This is a genomic window from Ruegeria sp. AF1, from assembly GCF_056542125.1.
The window spans coordinates 372,417-390,748 of record NZ_JBQFZG010000001.1; the positions used below are offsets into that span (position 1 = coordinate 372,417).

General features: G+C 57.7%; 15 protein-coding genes. 2 read left to right on the forward strand and 13 right to left on the reverse strand.

Annotation, left to right across the window (positions count from 1 at the left end; genetic code table 11):
• Positions 1–242: 242 nt before the first annotated feature.
• The 3 genes from ACR0BK_RS01845 to recA all read right to left on the reverse strand — a co-directional run bounded on the left by ACR0BK_RS01845 (position 243) and on the right by recA (position 4,441).
• Entirely contained in the window at positions 243–530 is a 288-nt protein-coding gene (locus ACR0BK_RS01845; RefSeq protein ID WP_480517072.1) for a DUF1330 domain-containing protein, read from the reverse strand.
• A 1-nt stretch (position 531) separates the two neighbouring features.
• Positions 532–3,204, reverse strand: coding sequence for an alanine--tRNA ligase (gene alaS / locus ACR0BK_RS01850; RefSeq protein WP_480553539.1), 2,673 nt, complete (start codon positions 3,202–3,204; stop codon positions 532–534).
• Between the two features lie 169 nt (positions 3,205–3,373).
• Positions 3,374–4,441 (reverse strand): recombinase RecA, encoded by a 1,068-nt coding sequence (recA, locus tag ACR0BK_RS01855; protein WP_480472844.1) that lies wholly within the window; start codon positions 4,439–4,441, stop codon positions 3,374–3,376.
• A 192-nt stretch (positions 4,442–4,633) separates the two neighbouring features.
• Here recA and ACR0BK_RS01860 point away from each other — a divergent pair, with 192 nt between their 5' ends.
• On the forward strand, positions 4,634–5,227 hold the full coding sequence (locus tag ACR0BK_RS01860) for a sulfotransferase family 2 domain-containing protein (protein WP_480553541.1): 594 nt from the start codon (positions 4,634–4,636) through the stop codon (positions 5,225–5,227).
• A 4-nt stretch (positions 5,228–5,231) separates the two neighbouring features.
• On the opposite strand, the gene ACR0BK_RS01865 is transcribed toward ACR0BK_RS01860, so the two are convergent.
• The 3 genes from ACR0BK_RS01865 to guaB form a co-directional block, all read right to left on the reverse strand.
• Positions 5,232–7,523, reverse strand: a complete 2,292-nt coding sequence (locus ACR0BK_RS01865; RefSeq protein WP_480553543.1) for a hybrid sensor histidine kinase/response regulator — start codon at positions 7,521–7,523, stop codon at positions 5,232–5,234.
• 108 nt (positions 7,524–7,631) lie between these two features.
• On the reverse strand, positions 7,632–8,789 hold the full coding sequence (locus tag ACR0BK_RS01870; RefSeq protein WP_480553545.1) for an RsmB/NOP family class I SAM-dependent RNA methyltransferase: 1,158 nt from the start codon (positions 8,787–8,789) through the stop codon (positions 7,632–7,634).
• A 93-nt stretch (positions 8,790–8,882) separates the two neighbouring features.
• Complete coding sequence (gene guaB / locus ACR0BK_RS01875) at positions 8,883–10,331, reverse strand: IMP dehydrogenase (protein WP_480472852.1); 1,449 nt, start codon at positions 10,329–10,331, stop codon at positions 8,883–8,885.
• A gap of 217 nt (positions 10,332–10,548) precedes the next feature.
• Between guaB and ACR0BK_RS01880 the strand changes: the two genes are divergently transcribed.
• Positions 10,549–12,594 (forward strand): ASKHA domain-containing protein, encoded by a 2,046-nt coding sequence (locus tag ACR0BK_RS01880; RefSeq protein ID WP_480476741.1) that lies wholly within the window; start codon positions 10,549–10,551, stop codon positions 12,592–12,594.
• Between the two features lie 53 nt (positions 12,595–12,647).
• On the opposite strand, the gene ACR0BK_RS01885 is transcribed toward ACR0BK_RS01880, so the two are convergent.
• The 7 genes from ACR0BK_RS01885 to hisD are packed head-to-tail and all read right to left on the reverse strand — an operon-like array spanning position 12,648 to position 18,330.
• On the reverse strand, positions 12,648–13,754 hold the full coding sequence (locus tag ACR0BK_RS01885; protein WP_480553547.1) for an alpha-hydroxy acid oxidase: 1,107 nt from the start codon (positions 13,752–13,754) through the stop codon (positions 12,648–12,650).
• Complete coding sequence (comE, locus tag ACR0BK_RS01890) at positions 13,754–14,308, reverse strand: sulfopyruvate decarboxylase subunit beta (RefSeq protein ID WP_209503877.1); 555 nt, start codon at positions 14,306–14,308, stop codon at positions 13,754–13,756. The genes ACR0BK_RS01885 and comE overlap by 1 nt, the downstream gene beginning before the upstream one ends.
• Positions 14,305–14,811 carry a sulfopyruvate decarboxylase subunit alpha gene (gene comD, locus ACR0BK_RS01895; protein WP_480517090.1) on the reverse strand — a complete coding sequence of 169 codons (507 nt, stop codon included), beginning with the start codon at positions 14,809–14,811 and terminating at the stop codon, positions 14,305–14,307. The genes comE and comD overlap by 4 nt, the downstream gene beginning before the upstream one ends.
• Positions 14,812–14,857: 46 nt before the next feature.
• The gene (locus ACR0BK_RS01900; RefSeq protein WP_480553549.1) at positions 14,858–15,268 is read right to left on the reverse strand and encodes a universal stress protein; all 411 of its coding nucleotides are present in this window, start codon (positions 15,266–15,268) and stop codon (positions 14,858–14,860) included.
• 23 nt (positions 15,269–15,291) lie between these two features.
• Complete coding sequence (locus ACR0BK_RS01905) at positions 15,292–16,272, reverse strand: alcohol dehydrogenase catalytic domain-containing protein (RefSeq protein WP_480493122.1); 981 nt, start codon at positions 16,270–16,272, stop codon at positions 15,292–15,294.
• A complete protein-coding gene (locus tag ACR0BK_RS01910) occupies positions 16,269–17,030 on the reverse strand; it encodes an SDR family NAD(P)-dependent oxidoreductase (RefSeq protein WP_480517094.1) in 762 nt (253 codons plus the stop codon). Before ACR0BK_RS01910 ends, ACR0BK_RS01905 begins: the two co-directional genes overlap by 4 nt.
• Positions 17,023–18,330, reverse strand: a complete 1,308-nt coding sequence (hisD, locus tag ACR0BK_RS01915) for a histidinol dehydrogenase (protein WP_480517096.1) — start codon at positions 18,328–18,330, stop codon at positions 17,023–17,025. Before hisD ends, ACR0BK_RS01910 begins: the two co-directional genes overlap by 8 nt.
• Between the last annotated feature and the right edge of the window lie 2 nt (positions 18,331–18,332).

Consider the following 18,332-nt stretch of genomic DNA (forward strand, 5'->3'; position numbering starts at 1 on the left):
ATTCGTCCGAGAATCTGACAATTTTACGTAAGAATTTTGTTGGCGCGGCCACAATTTGGTCAGGAACCATTCGGTAGAACGTGAGAACCGGAAGATAAGATATTGAAACCTAACAATTATATAAAAAACAGCCCGCTATCGCGGGCTGATCGGCATCAACCAAACATGACATAAGCCGAATCTTGCTTATCCACTGCCGGTTTTCTTGAAATTATCAGTGCCTTGGAAGCAAGGCCCAAATGTCACTCGGTGATTTCTACCACAATCAGTTCACGCTCGCTTGCGCCGCGCGCGTGATTCAGGGCTTGCTGGTACTCATCCGAGTGATAGCATTCAACCGCAACCTCCAGCGACGGGAAGCGCGCCACTACGTTTCGTGGACGTTCCTTGCCTTCCAGCTGAACGTATCGCGCAGCACGGGCGATAAACTCGCCCCCGTGCTTGGCGATGGCCGGTCCGGCCAGTTCGGCGTATTTGCCGTAAGCCTCGGCGTCTGTCACCGTGACATGCGCAATCCAAAGAGCAGGCATATTATCCTCCCAAAACCTGTTGTGCGGCCTTGATTGCCGCATCTGCATTTGATGCATCCTTGCCACCGCCCTGGGCCATGTCAGGACGGCCGCCGCCGCCTTTTCCGCCCAACTCGATCACGGCCGCTATTACAAGATCCACCGCCGAAATCCGTCCGGTCAGGTCTTCTGTCACACCTGCCGCAACGGCCGCCTTGCCGCCCGTATCCGCAATCAGCAGAACCGCACCCGATCCAAGTCGGCTTTTGTGTTCGTCAATCAACGCAGGAAGGTCCTTGCCTGAAACACCGCTGAGGGCTTGCGCCAGGAATTTCACGCCATTCACATCCCGCGCCTCGGCACCACCGCCCTGACCGGCCCCGCCAGCCATAGCCAGATCCCGGCGCAACTGAGCCACTTCGTTCTGCAAGGCCTTGCGTTCGTCCAGAAGGCTTTTCACGCGCGCCACCACGTCGTCCGGTTGCGCTTTCAGTTCCGATGCGACCTGAGCCAGACGTTGATCTTGCGCCGAAAGATAGCGGAAGGCTTCATCGCCGGTCAGCGCTTCGATCCGGCGCACACCAGCACTGCTGGCGCTGTCACCCAACACAACAAAGGTGCCGATATCACCTGTCTGGCGCACATGTGTGCCGCCACAGAGTTCTATCGACCACGTATCTCCGTCATGACCTTTTCCTGTTGGCGCCTTGCCCATAGAGACAACACGAACCTCGTCACCATATTTCTCGCCGAACAGGGCCTGGGCACCCAATGCGCGCGCGTCGTCGGGTGTCATGACCCGGGTTTCAACAGTCGAATTCTGGCGGATGAAATCGTTCACCTCACATTCGACTTTTTGGATTTCCTTCAGGCTCAGCGCTTTGGAATGACTGAAGTCGAACCGCAGGCGATCCGCCGCGTTCAGCGAACCGCGCTGCGCCACGTGATCACCCAGCGTTTCGCGCAATGCTTCATGCAGCAGGTGCGTGGCCGAGTGATTGGCGCGAATGGCGGAACGGCGGGCATGATCAACCTCAAGCTCTACCGCGTCGCCTTTGCGAACAACTCCGCTTTGTACCGCCACCTTATGTGCATAAACCTTGCCGTCGGCAAACTTCCTTGTGTCCTCCACGCGGCTCAGGTGATCGCGATCCTCCAGCCTACGCAACGCGCCAGTATCGCCGACCTGACCGCCGGCCTCTCCGTAGAACGGGGTCTGGTTCACGACGACCCAACCGCTGTTGCCCGCGTCGATCTTGTCGACCAGTGCACCATCAACAACCAGGGCGACAACCTGCGCTTCGGCTTTCTCGGTATCATAGCCCAGGAAATCCGTCGCACCGGCGGTATCCAGCACATCGAACCATACGACCTGATCCGCCGCTTCACCTGACCCGGCCCATGCGGCACGTGCCTTGGCCTTTTGTTCGGCCATCGCGGTATCAAAACCGTCCGTGTCGACGCTCAGGCCCTTTTCACGCAGCGCATCCTGCGTAAGATCCAGTGGGAAGCCATAAGTGTCGTAAAGCTTAAAGGCCGCTTCACCTGACAGGGGTGCCCCCTCGGAAAGCCCCGAAACCTCATCATCCAGCAACTTCAGACCACGGTCCAGTGTCTGCTTGAACCGGGTTTCTTCCAGCAGCAGCGTCTCTTCGATAAGCGGTTGCGCCTGTTTCAGTTCAGAATAATGCCCGCCCATCTGCTGCACCAGCGTAGGCACCAGGCGATGCATGACAGGATCCTTGGCGCCCAGCAGGTGCGCATGGCGCATGGCGCGGCGCATGATCCGGCGCAGAACGTATCCGCGACCGTCATTGCTGGGCATCACACCGTCTGCAATCAGGAACGAGGTCGAACGCAGGTGATCCGCGATCACCCTGTGATGCACGTTCTGGTCGCCATAGGGATCGACACCGGTCGCATCCGCCGAAGCCTCGATCAGGGTCTTGAACAGGTCGGTGTCATAATTGTCATGGCTGCCCTGCAACAGCGCCCCAATCCGTTCGAGCCCCATACCGGTGTCGATGGACTGCATGTCAAGCTCGACCATCGAGCCATCTTCGAACTGCTCGTTTTGCATGAAAACGACGTTCCAGATTTCGATGAACCGGTCGCCATCTTCCTCGGGTGATCCCGGAGGGCCACCCCAGATGTGATCGCCGTGATCATAGAAAATCTCAGTGCACGGACCGCAAGGTCCGGTCGGACCCATCTGCCAGAAATTGTCATTGGTGGCGATGCGGATGATCCGGTCCTCGGGCACACCGACCTTCTTCCAGATTTCAAAGGCTTCATCGTCGGTATGGTAGACCGTGGTCAACAGGCGGGTCTTGTCGATACCGAATTCCCTGGTGATCAGCTCCCATGCAAAAGGGATCGCTTCATGTTTGAAGTAATCCCCGAATGAGAAGTTCCCCAGCATCTCAAAAAACGTGTGGTGACGCGCCGTATAGCCAACATTGTCGAGGTCGTTGTGCTTGCCGCCCGCCCGCACACATTTCTGGGCCGTGGTGGCGCGTTTGTAATCGCGGGTTTCCAGACCGGTAAACAAGTTCTTGAACTGCACCATGCCTGAGTTCACGAACATCAACGTCGGGTCATTGCGCGGCACCAGCGGGCTGGACGCGACGACCTCATGCCCTTGTTTTTCAAAGTAGTTCAGAAAAGTCGATCGGATGTCGTTCAGGGTTGGCATAGGGATCTCTCGGCGCACATATATCTTGGTCTCCGTTGGTTTAGCCCCCCGTCAAGTGAGTGTCCACAGCAGAGGCACTCTGGAACGAAACAAGGCGACCCGATCAGGCCGCCTTGTTACAACTGTTGCAGTCTTTACGCAGAGGCTACGGATCACCCGCCTCAGGGCATCAGGCCTCCAGAATATCGTCATCCTCGGCAAACCCTGGCGACAAGTCGAATTCCAGCCCATGCGCCGCGCGGATCTTGTCTTCGATATCCAACGCCACCCGGCTGTTTTCCCGCAGGTATTGTTTGGCGTTCTCACGCCCCTGCCCGATCCGCTCATCACCATAGCTGAACCAAGACCCGGACTTTTCGACAACACCGGCTTTGACACCCAAATCCAGCAATTCGCCCATCTTCGAGATGCCTTCGCCATACATGATGTCGAACTCGACCTGCTTGAACGGCGGGGCCACCTTGTTCTTCACAACTTTTACGCGGGTCTGGTTCCCGACCACCTCATCCCGGTCCTTGATCGCGCCAATCCGGCGGATATCCAGCCGAACCGAGCTATAGAATTTCAGCGCGTTGCCACCGGTTGTGGTTTCCGGACTGCCGAACATTACGCCGATCTTCATCCGGATCTGGTTGATGAAGATGACCATGCAGTTCGAGCGGCTGATCGAGCCTGTCAGTTTGCGCATCGCCTGGCTCATCAGTCGGGCCTGCACACCGACACTGCTGTCGCCCATGTCCCCTTCGAGTTCCGATTTCGGCGTCAGGGCAGCGACCGAGTCGACAACAACCATATTGACCGCGCCCGAGCGCACCAGAGTATCCGTGATTTCAAGCGCCTGCTCACCGGTATCGGGCTGCGAGATCAGAAGCTCATCCAGATCAACACCCAGCTTGCGGGCATATTGCGGGTCCAGAGCGTGTTCCGCATCCACGAACGCGCAAACTCCACCCCGCTTTTGCTGCTCAGCTATACAATGAAGGGTCAAAGTGGTTTTGCCCGAGCTCTCAGGCCCGTAAATCTCAACAATACGCCCCATCGGCAGTCCGCCGATACCCAGCGCGATATCCAGACCCAGCGACCCGGTCGAGCTCGCCTCGATGTCCTGCCGGGCATCTTCGCCCAGCTTCATGATCGATCCCTTGCCGAACTGCCGTTCGATCTGGGCCAGCGCACTGTCGAGCGCCTTTTGCTTGTCTGCGTTTTTCTTGTCGCTCATAGTCAGAAGATCCGCCATTGTCCTGTCGCCTTCCCTTTTGTCACACCCTTAATCGGGCGGCAATCGCTGCTTTGTTCGCCTCTTGTTCCTTATGAGATCAAAAAGAGAACATTTCAACCAAAACTTACAGAAATCAGTCTTCTGCAATTGTGTTAAAGAGTCGTTTACGACAATCTGCACAAGTAACATGGCAATTTTTCGGATCGGTAAATGCTTGTTTTTTATAAAGAACGACTGGCTTTTCTTTCTGTCCCCAAGACCGGAAGCACGGCTTATCATACGGCGTTGCGTGACCGGGCAGATCTCATCGTTTCACATCCACCAGAGCTGAAACACGCCCCGGTGCGTCGGTATGACCGGTTTTTCCAGACCATGTTTCGAAAACTGTTTGATACCGAGATGGAAATTATGGCCGTTGTGCGCGAGCCGTTGGATTGGCTGGGCAGCTGGTACCGGTTCCGCAGTCGCGAAGACTTGATAGGTCAACTACGCTCGACACGTGACATGAGTTTTGACGCGTTCGTGCAAGCCTATTTGCAGGACACACGTCCAGAGTTTGCCAATGTCGGCAGCCAGGCGCAATTCTTCCGTACCCGCAACGACAGCGCTGGCGCTCATCATATCTTCAAATACGAACATCAGGACAAGGTGTTGGGTTTTCTGCAATCACGGCTGGACATGCAGATCGATCTGAAGCGCGAAAACGTTTCGCCTCAGGGAGATTTACATCTGTCACCAGCCACCGAGCAGAAGTTTCGTAGTGCCTTCCCGGAAGAATTTGCGCTGCACAAAGCCGCATTGTGATTCATCAGTTGAGTTGTTGAAACACGGCCTCAGTCAGTTGGTTGAGGGAAAACGGCTTGGGCAGAAAGGTTGAGTTGGCAATATCCGGACCCGTATCGCCGAAAACGCCTTCGGTATACCCGGACACGAAGATCACACGCGCGTCCGGGCGCGTCTCCCTGGCCTTGCGCACCCAGGTCGGCCCGTCCATTCCCGGCATGACTACATCAGTGACGAATACATCAACACTTAACGCGGGATCTTCAAGCAGTCGAAGCGCCTCTTCCGCCGAGTCCGCCTCGAGCACGGTGTAACCCTTCAGCCGCAGGGCGCGCGTTGCAAAAGCACGAACAGGCGCCTCATCCTCGACCAGCAGCACCACGCCCTCACCCTGCCTGGCACTCTGAGATTCGGGCTGGGCTGGCAACTCGGCTTCGACTTCGGTCGCTGTCTCACAAACCGGAAGGAAAACCGTGAACTCGGTACCCCGTCCAATAGCACTGTCGACAAAGATGAAGCCGCCGGTCTGCTTGACGATCCCGTATGCCGTTGACAACCCCAACCCGGTGCCTTCACCAGTTCGTTTCGTCGTGTAGAAGGGTTCGAAAATCTTCTGCAGCTTGTCTGTCGGTATACCAACGCCGCCATCTACAACCTTGACTGTCACATAGTCGCCCGGTTGCACGGTTGCCCTGTCCCGCATCAGAGGTTGCGAAAGGGTCAACACGCTGGTTTCGATGCGAATTTCGCCCCCGTCCGGCATGGCATCCCGCGCATTAACGACAAGATTCATCAGCACCTGCTCGAGTTGGCGCTTGTCCGCCCGCACGGGTTTGAGCACCGGATCGTGGCTCAGCGTTAATTGCACCTTTTCGCCAACCAAACGGTTCAGCAGGTGAATAAGGTCCGAGATCGTGTCACGCAGATCCAACACTTCGGGCCTGAGGGTCTGTTTCCGCGAAAACGCCAAAAGCTGACTGACCAACGCGGCGGCCCGGTTGGCATTCTGATTGATCTGCACCAAATCCCCGTAATCCGGGTCATTCTGGTCATGGCGCAGCAGCAGCAGATCGCAGTGACCCGAAATGGCTGTCAGCAGGTTGTTGAAATCATGTGCTACACCTCCGGCCAATTGCCCTACGGCCTGCATCTTCTGGCCCTGAACGAATTGAGCTTCCAGCGTCTTCAGTTCAGTCGCATCGTTCAGAACCGCGATCAGGTATATCTTTCCGTCGACAAACACGCGGCTCAGGGTGACTTGAACAAAGATTTCCTTGTCGTCTCTGATGAACTGCAAGAACTCTGATCGCTGCGTTTCTTCTTGCGCTTCGGTCCGTTTCAACCATTCCAGCACAGGGCCACTCATGCCCCGCATGATGTCGCTGATATTACAGCCTTCAAGCTGCTTCTTTCCCAACAGTTTCGCCGCCAGCCGATTACTGTCCAGGATGATGCCGTCCACGGAAAGCCTGAGAATTGGAACCGGAAGGTCGGAGAAAGACATGACCGCATCCTGTGCGGGCATCTGCGTAACCGGTAACAAACAAAGGCTTCGTTCCGACCCGGATTGAGAAAGTTCGGACACGGCTGCCAGAATATGACCATCGCGGGTCCTGACCGCGTTGACAGCTCCAATCCGCGGTTCTGCTTCGCTGAAAATATCCTGCACTCCGGCAGGGTGCGCACCAAACAAACGCTCGGCCGTGCCATTGACGCGCAATACATCGCCTGCGCGTCCAATGGTTACAACCGGCAAACCAAGGGTTTGCCAACTATCCTGTTGAACGTAGTTAAAGCTCCAGCAGAACAGCCCCGGCCTCATTCGATGCACGGAAACTGAAATGGACCGGCCGCCACCGGGAAACTCGCTCTGGGCGCGTCCCACAGCTTGCGCACGTGATTGCAGGCTTAGTAAAATCGCCGATGGATTGGCAAACTTGGAGCGTAAACAGCGGGCCAGGGTTTCGCCCCGTACGGCCCCCAACTTTTTCTCCGCCAGGACGTTCGCGGCCAATATGTCACCATACCTGTTCGAGATCACAACCGGAGCATCCTCGCGCTCTGCGAAAGCGGCCAAAAGGGCCGATATCTGATGCAAATGCCTGTTTGTAATCGCCCCCTTGATCCCAAACAAAAGCGCCACACCCAACAGGGAGATGCCTGTTGCCAGCAATCCTTTTGTCCAGTCCGACGGCATAAATCCAACCGCAGGTGCCAGGCTGATCAACAGCGCTAGAAACACCAACGACCCGATCCGAAACACCGATGGAGTATTGGCGGCTGAAGGGGCTGGAAAGAACTCAGTGGTGTCAGGCATAAACGGCTCGGGCACAGGTTTTGCGGTAATAACAGGTAGAATTGGTTAACACTCGCCTAACGGCGCTAAAAAACAATTCAGCTACCCAAGGTTGTATTTACTGAAAGATCAGCGCGTCAAGTGTGACGTAAAGAATCCGTCGGACCCGCGCGTTACCTGCCATGCGTGCCGGAAGGTTTCGCGCCAGCCCGCATGTTGCGCCAGAAACCTGTCGACAACCGCATCGTTCTCGTCCGCAAGAACCGAGCACGTTGCATAAGCCAGCACTCCACCTGCTTGGACCAGCGGCGTGATCTCGGCAAGAATGTCGCCCTGACTGGCTGTAAGATCTTGCAAACGTTGTTCGGTCAGCACCCATTTGCCTGCTGGTGCGCGCCGCCACGAACCGCTGCCAGAACACGGGGCGTCGGCCAAAACGACGTCAAAAGGCCCGTGACCAGCTAGTTCCGCGCTGTTCAGGATGGTTATTCTGGCCCCTGCCCGTTCTGCCCGAGCCGGAACATCCTTCATTCGGCGCGCATTCACATCATGAGCGTAAACCTCGACACCCTTGTAGGCCGCAATCGCAAGCGACTTGCCACCGCCTCCGGCGCAGTAGTCCAAAACGCGCATTCCAGGGCGCAGATCCAAGGCAGCAACGACAGCCTGACTTGCCGCATCCTGAAGCTCGACCAAACCCTGAGCGTAAGCCTGACTTAGCGCGATCTGACGCGCCCCTTCTGTCACCTCCAGAGCAGTCTCGCATAACGGTGTTGGACGGGCTGAAATACCGTCGGTCGCCAAAGCATCAATCGCCCGGGTTACATCCGTTTTCAATATATTGACCCGCAGAAAAACCGGGGCGCGCTCTTGCAATGCCAATGCGCAAGGCACGGCGCCATCGTTCAAGGATGCAACGAACCGTGGCCACAGCCAGTCGGGAAGATCATATCTCTCGGCGTCGGATGCAAAATCCCTTGATACTTCGTCATTTTGAAGGGCTTCTGGCGCGTGGCGGTCACCGGTAAACAACTCAACCGGATCTTCACCCGATGCGCGAATTGCGCCGATCATCAGGCCACGGCCAGTTCCGGAACCGCCCAACGCAGCAAACGAGCGTTTGCAACGCAAAGCATCAAACACATGATCGCGAATAGCTGCCCGATCCTTGGAGCCCGCAAACCTGCTGCGCCGTGCCCAACCGGTCAGCGCCTTTTCAACCGGGGCCCCGGCCAGAATGTCGTCCAGAATTTCAATCGAGGCCTGAACGCGGGCAGCAGGTGTCATCACGGATTACCTTGGCTGAAACAGGCCGTGACAGGCCAATCCAAAATCACTACGGCACCCCGTGCATGGGTGCCGTATGTCATGCGCAACGGCTTACATCAGCCGGTAGTTCGGGCTTTCACGTGTGATCTGAACATCGTGTACGTGGCTCTCTTTCAGACCTGCGCCCGTGATCTTCACGAATTGGCAGTTTCTGCGCATCTCTTCGACAGTCGCGCAGCCGGTGTATCCCATCGCAGCGCGCAAACCACCAACAAGCTGGTGGATCACTGCGCTGGCTGATCCTTTGTAAGGAACCTGCCCTTCGATCCCTTCGGGTACCAGCTTGTCATTTGCCGCGTCCTTCTGGAAATACCGATCCGCCGATCCGCGCGCCATCGCACCAAGACTGCCCATACCGCGATAGGATTTGAACGACCGGCCCTGATACAAAATGACCTCACCCGGGCTTTCATCTGTGCCCGCGATCATCGAACCGACCATGGCGCAAGACGCGCCGGCCGCAATTGCCTTGGCAAAATCGCCCGAGAACTTAATGCCACCATCCGCAATGACCGGAACATCCCCCGCCGCAGCCGCACAATCACTGATCGCGGTCAGCTGAGGGACACCAACGCCCGCCACCATGCGAGTTGTACAGATCGAGCCGGGGCCAATGCCCACCTTGATGGCGTCAGCACCCGCGTCGATCAGCGCCTTGGTCGCCTCGCCTGTAGCCACGTTTCCGGCAATGATCTGAACCTCGTTCGACAGAGTCTTGACCCGTCTGACCGCATCCAGCACCCCCTGAGAGTGACCATGCGCCGTATCGACGACGATGATATCCACGCCCGAAGCCACCAGCTGCTCGGACCGCTCAAAACCCGCGTCCCCAACCGAAGTCGCGGCAGCCACTCGCAGGCGGCCAAGCCGGTCTTTGCACGCAGTTGGGTTCAGAACCGCCTGTTCGGTGTCTTTCAGCGTTAGCAGACCTGTCAGTTTTCCCGTGCCGTCGACCACCAGCAGCTTTTCGATACGACGGGCCCGCATCAGGCTTTTGGCTTCTTCCAGATCGGCGGGTTCTTTCAGCATTGCCAGGTTTTCCGAGGTCATCATCGCCTTGATCGGCGTGTCGTCGGAATTGGCAAAGCGCATATCCCGGTTGGTTACGATACCAACCACGCGGCCATCCGCGTCAACTACCGGGAAACCGGTGAAATTATAGCGCTCGACCAGAGCCTTCGCATCGGCCAGGGTTTGATCCGCGCGCAAGGTAACAGGGCTATAGACGATACCCGACTCGAACCGTTTGACGCGGCGAACCTCGCGAGACTGCTCTTCTACGGAAAGGTTCTTGTGGATGACCCCAATACCGCCTGCCTGTGCCATGGCAATGGCCATGCGCGCCTCGGTTACCGTGTCCATGGCCGAGCTCAGCAGCGGGATGTTCATGGTAATCTCACGCGTGACACGCGTGGTTGTGTCCGCTGTTGCCGGCAGCACTGAAGATGCGGCCGGAACCAGAAGAACGTCGTCAAAGGTGAGTGCCTCACGAATCTGCATCTGAATACCCCATGCAAAAGCCCGTTTGGCGGTGACCCTATTGCATGGATTGAACCAAAGGAAAAGCCCTTGGGGGCAACTCTGTGGCTCCAGTTGCCTATACAGCCAAAGAAAACGACGCATGCCGCGCAAATCGTGCCGCTGTTGGCCCTTTCCCTTTGCGCTCAAACCCATATCTTGCCGGGAAAACGCGCGAACACAAAAAGGCATGTCACTCATGACCACCGACCCACTTGTCGTCTTTACCCCGTCCGGCAAACGCGGGCATTTTCCTGTCGGCACGCCAATTCTGACCGCAGCCCGCCAATTGGGAGTGGATCTGGATTCGGTCTGCGGGGGCCGTGGTATCTGTTCAAAGTGTCAGATCACCCCAAGCTATGGCGAGTTTCCCAAGCACGGCGTCACGGTGGCCCAGGATGCGCTGAGCGAATGGAACGCGGTCGAGCAGCGATATGACGACAAGCGTGGCCTGAAACCCGGTCGTCGTCTGGGCTGTCAGGCCTCGGTTCAGGGCGATGTCGTGATCGACGTGCCGCCGGAAAGCCAGGTACATCGTCAGGTCGTTCGCAAAGCCGCCACCGCACGCGCCATCACCATGGATCCGGCAACTCGTCTGTATTTCGTGGTGGTCGAAGAACCCGACATGCATTCGCCAACCGGTGATCTGGAGCGCCTTGAACGCGCGCTGCGCGAACAGTGGAATATTGACGCGGTCACGGCGGACCTGTCACTTTTGTCCAAGTTGCAACCGGTTCTGCGCAAAGGCAAATGGGAAGTCACTGTGGCCGTTCACAAAGGTCACAAGGACAGCGTCGCACGCATTGTCGAAATCTGGCCCGGCTTGCACGAAGGCGGGCTGTATGGGCTGGCCATCGACCTTGGCTCAACTACGATTGCGGCTCACCTGACCGACTTGGAAACCGGCGAGGTCAAGGCCTCATCGGGCCTGATGAACCCGCAAATCCGCTTTGGCGAAGACCTGATGAGCCGTGTTTCATATTCCATGATGAACCCCGGCGGGGATCAGGAAATGACAAAAGCCGTGCGCGAGGCGATCAATGATCTGACCACCTCAATCGCTGAAGAAGCCGGCATTGACACCGCGCTGATCGTGGAAACGGTGTTTGTCTGCAACCCGGTCATGCACCATCTGCTTCTGGGTCTGGACCCGGTGGAGCTGGGTCAGGCGCCTTTTGCCTTGGCATCGTCCGAGTCGATGTCCCTGCCCGCACGCGAGATGGAACTGACCAACATGAACCCTCGCGCGCAGGTCTATATCCTACCTTGCATCGCGGGCCATGTAGGCGCGGATTGTGCGGCGGTTGCCCTGTCCGAGGAACCCGGTATTTCCGAGGATTTGGTTCTGATCGTCGATGTGGGCACCAATGCCGAAATCCTGCTGGGCAACACCAGCCGAGTTCTGGCCTGTTCCTCACCCACCGGGCCTGCGTTTGAAGGCGCTCAGATCAGTTCTGGCCAGCGCGCAGCACCCGGCGCGATCGAGCGGATCGAAATCGATCCCCTCACCAAGGAACCCCGCTTTCGCATCATTGGGTCCGAGAAATGGTCGGACGAAGACGGCTTTGACCTTGATGTCGCCACCACTGGTATCACCGGTATCTGCGGCTCGGGCATTATCGAAGCTGTGGCCGAGATGCGTATGGCCGGCCTTCTGGATGAAAGCGGCCTGATCGGATCGGCCGAGCAGACTGGAACGGCCCGCTGCATCCCCGAAGGCCGCACTCACGCTTACCTGATTCACGATGCCAGCGCCGAAGGTGGCCCCCGCATCACTGTCACGCAAGGCGACATCCGCGCCATCCAACTGGCCAAATCCGCGCTTTATGCCGGTGCGCGTCTGCTGATGGACGAGATGGAAGTCGACAAGGTGGATCGAGTGGTTCTGGCCGGTGCCTTTGGCGCCCATATTTCAACCAAGCACGCAATGGTTCTGGGCATGATCCCTGATGCTCCGCTGGACAAGGTCACCAGCGCGGGTAACGCCGCTGGTACAGGCGCGCGGATTGCGCTGTGCAATATCGGATCACGCGCTGAAATCGAACGCGTCGTGCGCGAGATCACCAAGATCGAAACCGCAATTGAGCCGAAGTTCCAAGATCATTTCGTGGCCGCCAACGCGATCCCGCACAAGACCGATCCGTTCCCGGAACTGGCGCAGGTTGTCACGTTGCCCAATCCAAGCTTCAACACAGGCGGAGAAAGCGAAACAGGCGGTGGACGCCGCCGCAGACGCCGCGGTTAAACCAGCATAGGAACGACTCGAAGGTACGCCTCGGGTCGTTCTCCATATTTGGTTCAGGTTGCGCGTCGCACCTCGTCCAGCGACGAAACGCCCATCTGCGCCATGGCAATACTCATTTCATCACTCAGCACAGACCACAGCTGCTCAAGCCCTTCTTCCCCTTCTGCCGCGATTGCAAATTGCAGGATGCGGCCGAAGAAGGCAAAATCTGCCCCGTTTGCCAAGGCTTTCAAAACATCCTCGCCCGAGCGCAAACCGCTGTCGTAAAACAGCGGATAATCCGGACCGACGGCGTTCCGAATTTCCGGCAATACGGCAATCGGCGCTGGCGCACTGTCCAACTGGCGCCCTCCGTGGCTTGAGACCTGAATGGCATCGACACCTGCCGACTTGAGGCGCAACGCGTCTTCAGCATCCAGAACGCCTTTGACCACCAGCTTCCCGGCCCACTGTTCGCGCAGACGGGCCAAAGTCTCCCAAGTCGCCTTGGCCCGGCTTTCCCGACGATCAAAATCATATCCGCCCATCAGGAAATTCGCCATACCGGGCTTGCCCCGCAGCAGCGTGGACAGCGACCACCGCGGATGAAGCGCAAAATCAAGCACCTGTTTCGGGCCCATTTTGAACGGCATCCTGAACCCATGGCGCAATTCACGCGGGCGACGCCCCACTTCGGGCACGTCCACCGTCAGCACCAGCGTTTCGTACCCCGCAGACTTTGCGCGCTCGACCAGCTTGAATGTACCACTGCCATCACCGCTGAAATACAGTTGAAACCAGGCATGTCCTTCTGCCTCGAGAATCAGGTCTTCCATCGGAGTCGATGCGACGGTTGATACCCCAAGCGGCACCTCGTACCGCGCCGCAAGACGTGCCAGCATCAGGTCTGCACCGGGGGCCGACAGGTTGCACATACCCATCGGTGCGATGCCAAACGGGCGCTGGGTCGACCTGCCAAAGACGGAACAAGCAAGCGACCTTTCACTGACGTCTTTCAGAATCCGTGGACGAAGGATCTGCGCATCCAGTGCAGCCCTGTTTCGGGTTGCGCCAACCTCGGCCCCGGCAGACCCATCGATATAGTCAAACACCATCCACGGCAGGCGCCGCCGGGCCAGGCGGCGCGCGTCTTCGGAACTGTGGATAGCGCTGGATAGCATCAGGCCTGTACGGCCTTCATGAACCGGTCGCGGATCACCACCGGATCCATCGTGATAACCGGCATCTTGGCATTTCCGCTTTCACACTTGGCCACAATGATGGTCATCTGTTTCGAATCCAGCGCTTCTTGCAGCACGCGGCCGGTATCTTCGGCCTGACATTCGATTACGCGCTCGCATCCTGCGGCTTCCGCCATTTTCGCCAGAGAGGTCTTCTGCCCCGCATATGTCGGCTGATCCCCAGTGGACCCGTACGACCCATTGTCGACGATCAACAGGATATAGTTGTCCGCCACGTTATTGGCGATGGTCGGCAAGGTACCCAGATTGGTCAGGACCGACCCATCCCCATCGATCACGATAACAGGCTTGGGCTGCGACAAGGCCAGACCCAGACCGATGGATGAGGCCAGCCCCATCGTGCCCAGCATGTAGAAATTGGTGGGCTGGTCGTCGATGGCATGCAGTTCCTGACTTGGAATGCCGATGTTACAAACAACAAGCTGATCGCGCAGGATCGGAGCGATTTCTTTCAGAATTTCAGAACGGATCATTGGTCGCCATAGCCTCCCCAGAAACTGGCATCGGTCAAAATGGCGACCGGTTTGTTGCACATAAAGGTGTATTTGAGGATCGCGTCGAGTTCCTCAACATCTGACTGATGGTGGAAGTGATAAGTCGGGATATTCAACTGAGCCAACAGCGCTTTTGTATGCACAGCCATTTCAACCTGGCAGGCAACCGGTTCGCGCAGCTCTCCGCGATAGGAAATCAGCATGGGCAAAGGCATGCGATAATACTGGATCAGTGTCGCCAGCGTGTTGATCGTCACACCGATTGCGGTGTTTTGCATGATGATCGCGGGACGCTTGCCGCCCATCCATGCTCCGGCGCACAGGCCCATCCCCTCGTCTTCCTTGTTGGACGGGATGTGATGGATGTCCTCTCGCTGGTCGATTTCAGCGATGACGCCTGCCAGTTGCTTGCAGGGGACGGTGGTGACGAACGAGATATCGTTGGCCACCAGATCGTCGGTTATCTTCTTGTCTATGTTCATGGTCGGGCTGTTGGTCCTGTTGGGGCGCATGGCGCGATGAAGGAAATCAGGTTCTGCGGTGTACGTGTACAGCGCAGGGGGCATGACGAACGACGCGTGACGCTGTCGATCCCAAAAAATAGTCGCTCAGGTCCGGTTTGTGGGAACCTATAACAATGCAGTCCACATTGTTGCTGGTCGCGTAGTCAATAATGGTGCGGGCGGTGTGCCCTTTAATGATTTCGGCTTTCACACCGTCGAGCCCGTCAACCTTTTGCAACAATGCCCCCCTCGCACGTTCGAACCCTTCGGCCACTGCGGACTTGTCCAGATAGGCGCTGACCGATCCCTGTGGCATTTCGTAGACATGTAAGCCTATGATCTCGGCCCCGTTTTCCGATAAGGCATGCGCGACTTCCAGCGTATGTTGTGAAATGCCGTGATCCAAAGCCATCGGGACCAGAATTTTCTTGTACATGGTGGCCTCCAGTTCTGTCGGGTTTATCCCCAGGGTCTCAGGATAATCTTCGGTGCGGCTACGGAGCCAGAGCGGATATCGCGAAACGCCTGGGCGCCATCGGCCAATGCACGCTCTTCAACCCAATTCAGGGCGCCAAGACGGCCGTCAAAGATCGCTTGAGCGGTGTCGCGGAAATCCTGCGCGGAGTAGGTGTAGGATCCGATAAAGGTAATTTCCTGCAAGGTCATGCGACGCACGTCCAGACCTCCGGCATCTTCACCCAATCCGACATGCACGATCACGCCGCCCGGCGCGGCCATGGCCGAAGCGACCGACCGTGTCGCGGCATATCCGACAGCATCAATGACCAACGGGAAAGACCCATTGGGCGCATCCACGAGTGCAAAACTTTCGATTTCCGCCAGAAAAGCCCGGCGCAACGCGTTTGGTTCCGCGATTGTAACGTCTTCAATGCCCTGTGCCCGCAGGGCCAAGGCCGCCGCAAGGCCAATGGCCCCACCGCCAATCACCAAGGCGCGGCGGTCCATCGCAGAATGCAGAGCCTCGATCCCCAATCTGACTGCGTGCCAGCTTACCGCCAGAGGTTCGGCCAGCGCAGCTTTGGCGAAAGAGACATCCTCGGGCACGTCGACAAGATTTCTGCCGGGCATCGAGACATATTGCGCGAACGCCCCTTCGCGCGGCGGCATCGAGATGATCTGTCGGTTCGGGCACAGATTCTCGCGACCCGTCCGACATGCATCGCATTGACCACAGCTTACCAGCGGGTTGATCGTCACCCGATCACCAGCGCGGATACCATCAGCGATGACACCGGCTGCCTCGTGCCCGAGGATCAGAGGCGCTGGGCGACGTGTATCATGGCCCAGATAAGCGTGCATGTCCGATCCGCAGATGCCAACCGCCTCGACCCGGATCAGGTGTTCCGATGCGCCCGGTTCGGCATTCGGCACATCGTCGAACACCATTTGTTCAACACCTTTGTAAACCAGAGCCTTCATTTGGCTGTAAACCCTCCGTCAACCATCAAAACCTGCCCCGTGACATAGTCAGACGCCCGAGAGCATAAGAACAAGATCGGCCCGTCAATATCCTGCATCCGCCCATTGCGTCCGATACAGGTTTGCTCGGCGTTCCGTTCTGCGCGCTTGGAGTCGTCGAACACGGCCTGCGTCAGTTCGGTGGGGAAGAACCCCGGCCCGATGGCGTTGGCGGTTATGCCAAAGGGCGACCAGGCCTCGGCCATGGCGCGTGTCAACTGCCCGATCCCCGCCTTGGATGCGCCATAGGCGATACCACCAGGAAAAGCGCGCGTTGTTTGCAGCGAGGCGAAATTGACAATACGCCCCCACCCCTTTTCCTTCATCGCCGGAACCATCGCCTGGCTGAGGAAGAACGGTGCGCTGAGGTTTAGGGCAAGCGTGGCATCCCACCCCTCAGGAGTAACATCATCCGCAGCCTCACGCGTGTTCACCCCAGCCGCATGGACTAGAATATCGGGGGGGTCAAACTTGGAAGCGACGGCCTGCGTCAGCGCATTCACCCCATCGCGATCTGCAACGTCTGCAACAACCGCTGCAGCGCGCGTGCCAATCTCGGCCTGCATCTGCGCCAATGCCTCGCTGCGCCGGGCTACGCCGACAACACGCGCACCGGCAGCGGCAAGAGTCCGAGCCACTTGCCGCCCAAGCCCCGAGCTGGCACCGGTGATACACGCCACCCGGCCTGTCAGGTCGAATAAAGTGCGCGGGTCATCCATCGGCGGTCAAGTCGAACTGCTCGTCCGGGAAATACTTCGCAAGACGCACATCTGCGGCGCGGGCGTGACCTTCCATTCCTTCCAACCGCGATATCCGCGCGGTCGCTTCGGCAATGGGCTTCGACCCTTCGCGCGTGGCCCGCTGCCAAGTAACTATCTTCATGTACTTATGGACACTCAACCCGCCAGTATAGCTGGCCGCGCCCGATGTTGGCAGAACATGGTTCGTACCGGTCGCCTTATCACCGTATGACACGGTGGTTTCCTCGCCCAGAAACAACGATCCATAACAGGTCAGCCGTTCCAGCCACCAGTCCAGATCCTCAGCCTGAACCGTCAGATGCTCAGGTGCATATTCGTCGGAACAGGCGGCCATCTCTTCGCGGTTGGAACAGACGATAACCTCGGCATAGTCGCGCCATGCGGCCGAGGCGTTTTCGCGGTTCAATTCTGGCAGATCGGCGATTAGCGCAGGCACCAGTTCCATCACTTTTTGCGCAAGGCCACGATCATCAGTGACCAGCCAGACCGGTGAGTTGTATCCGTGCTCCGCCTGACTGACCAAATCGGTGGCGACGACATGCGCATCGGCAGACTGATCGGCAAGGATCAAACTGTCGGTCGGACCTGCGATCATGTCGATACCAACCTTGCCGTATAGGATGCGCTTGGCTTCGGCCACGAATTGATTGCCGGGGCCCACAAGGATGTTGGCGCGTGGCAAACCAAACAGACCGTAGGTCATGGCGGCAACGCCCTGCACGCCCCCCATAGCCAGAATGCTGTCGGCCCCACTGATATGGGCCGCATAAACGATGGCAGGCGCAACCCCTTCGCCAGGGCGCGGAGGCGAGCAGGCCGTGATGTGGCGACATCCCGCAACCTTGGCGGTGGTCACTGTCATAATTGCGCTGGCGATGTGGCTGTATCGCCCACCCGGCACGTAACACCCCGCAGCATCCACTGGAATCGCCTTCTGCCCAGCAACGAAGCCCGGCACGATCTCAGTCTGGACGTCAGAAACGGTGGCTTTTTGCGTCTCGGCAAAGCGCCGAACGTTGTCGTGGGCGAAACGGATGTCGGCCTTCAGCTTTTCAGAAACTTTTGCACAGGCGGCCTCAATCTCAGCCGGGGTCAGCAAGACATTCCCTTCGTACTTGTCGAACTTGGCGGCATATTCTCTTGCCTTTGCATCACCGCCCGCCTCGATATCGGTCAGAATGGTCTTCACCGTATCATGCACCTCTGAGGCGTGTGATTGAGCCGTTAAAGTTGCCTTTTTCAGATATTCACGAGGCATGT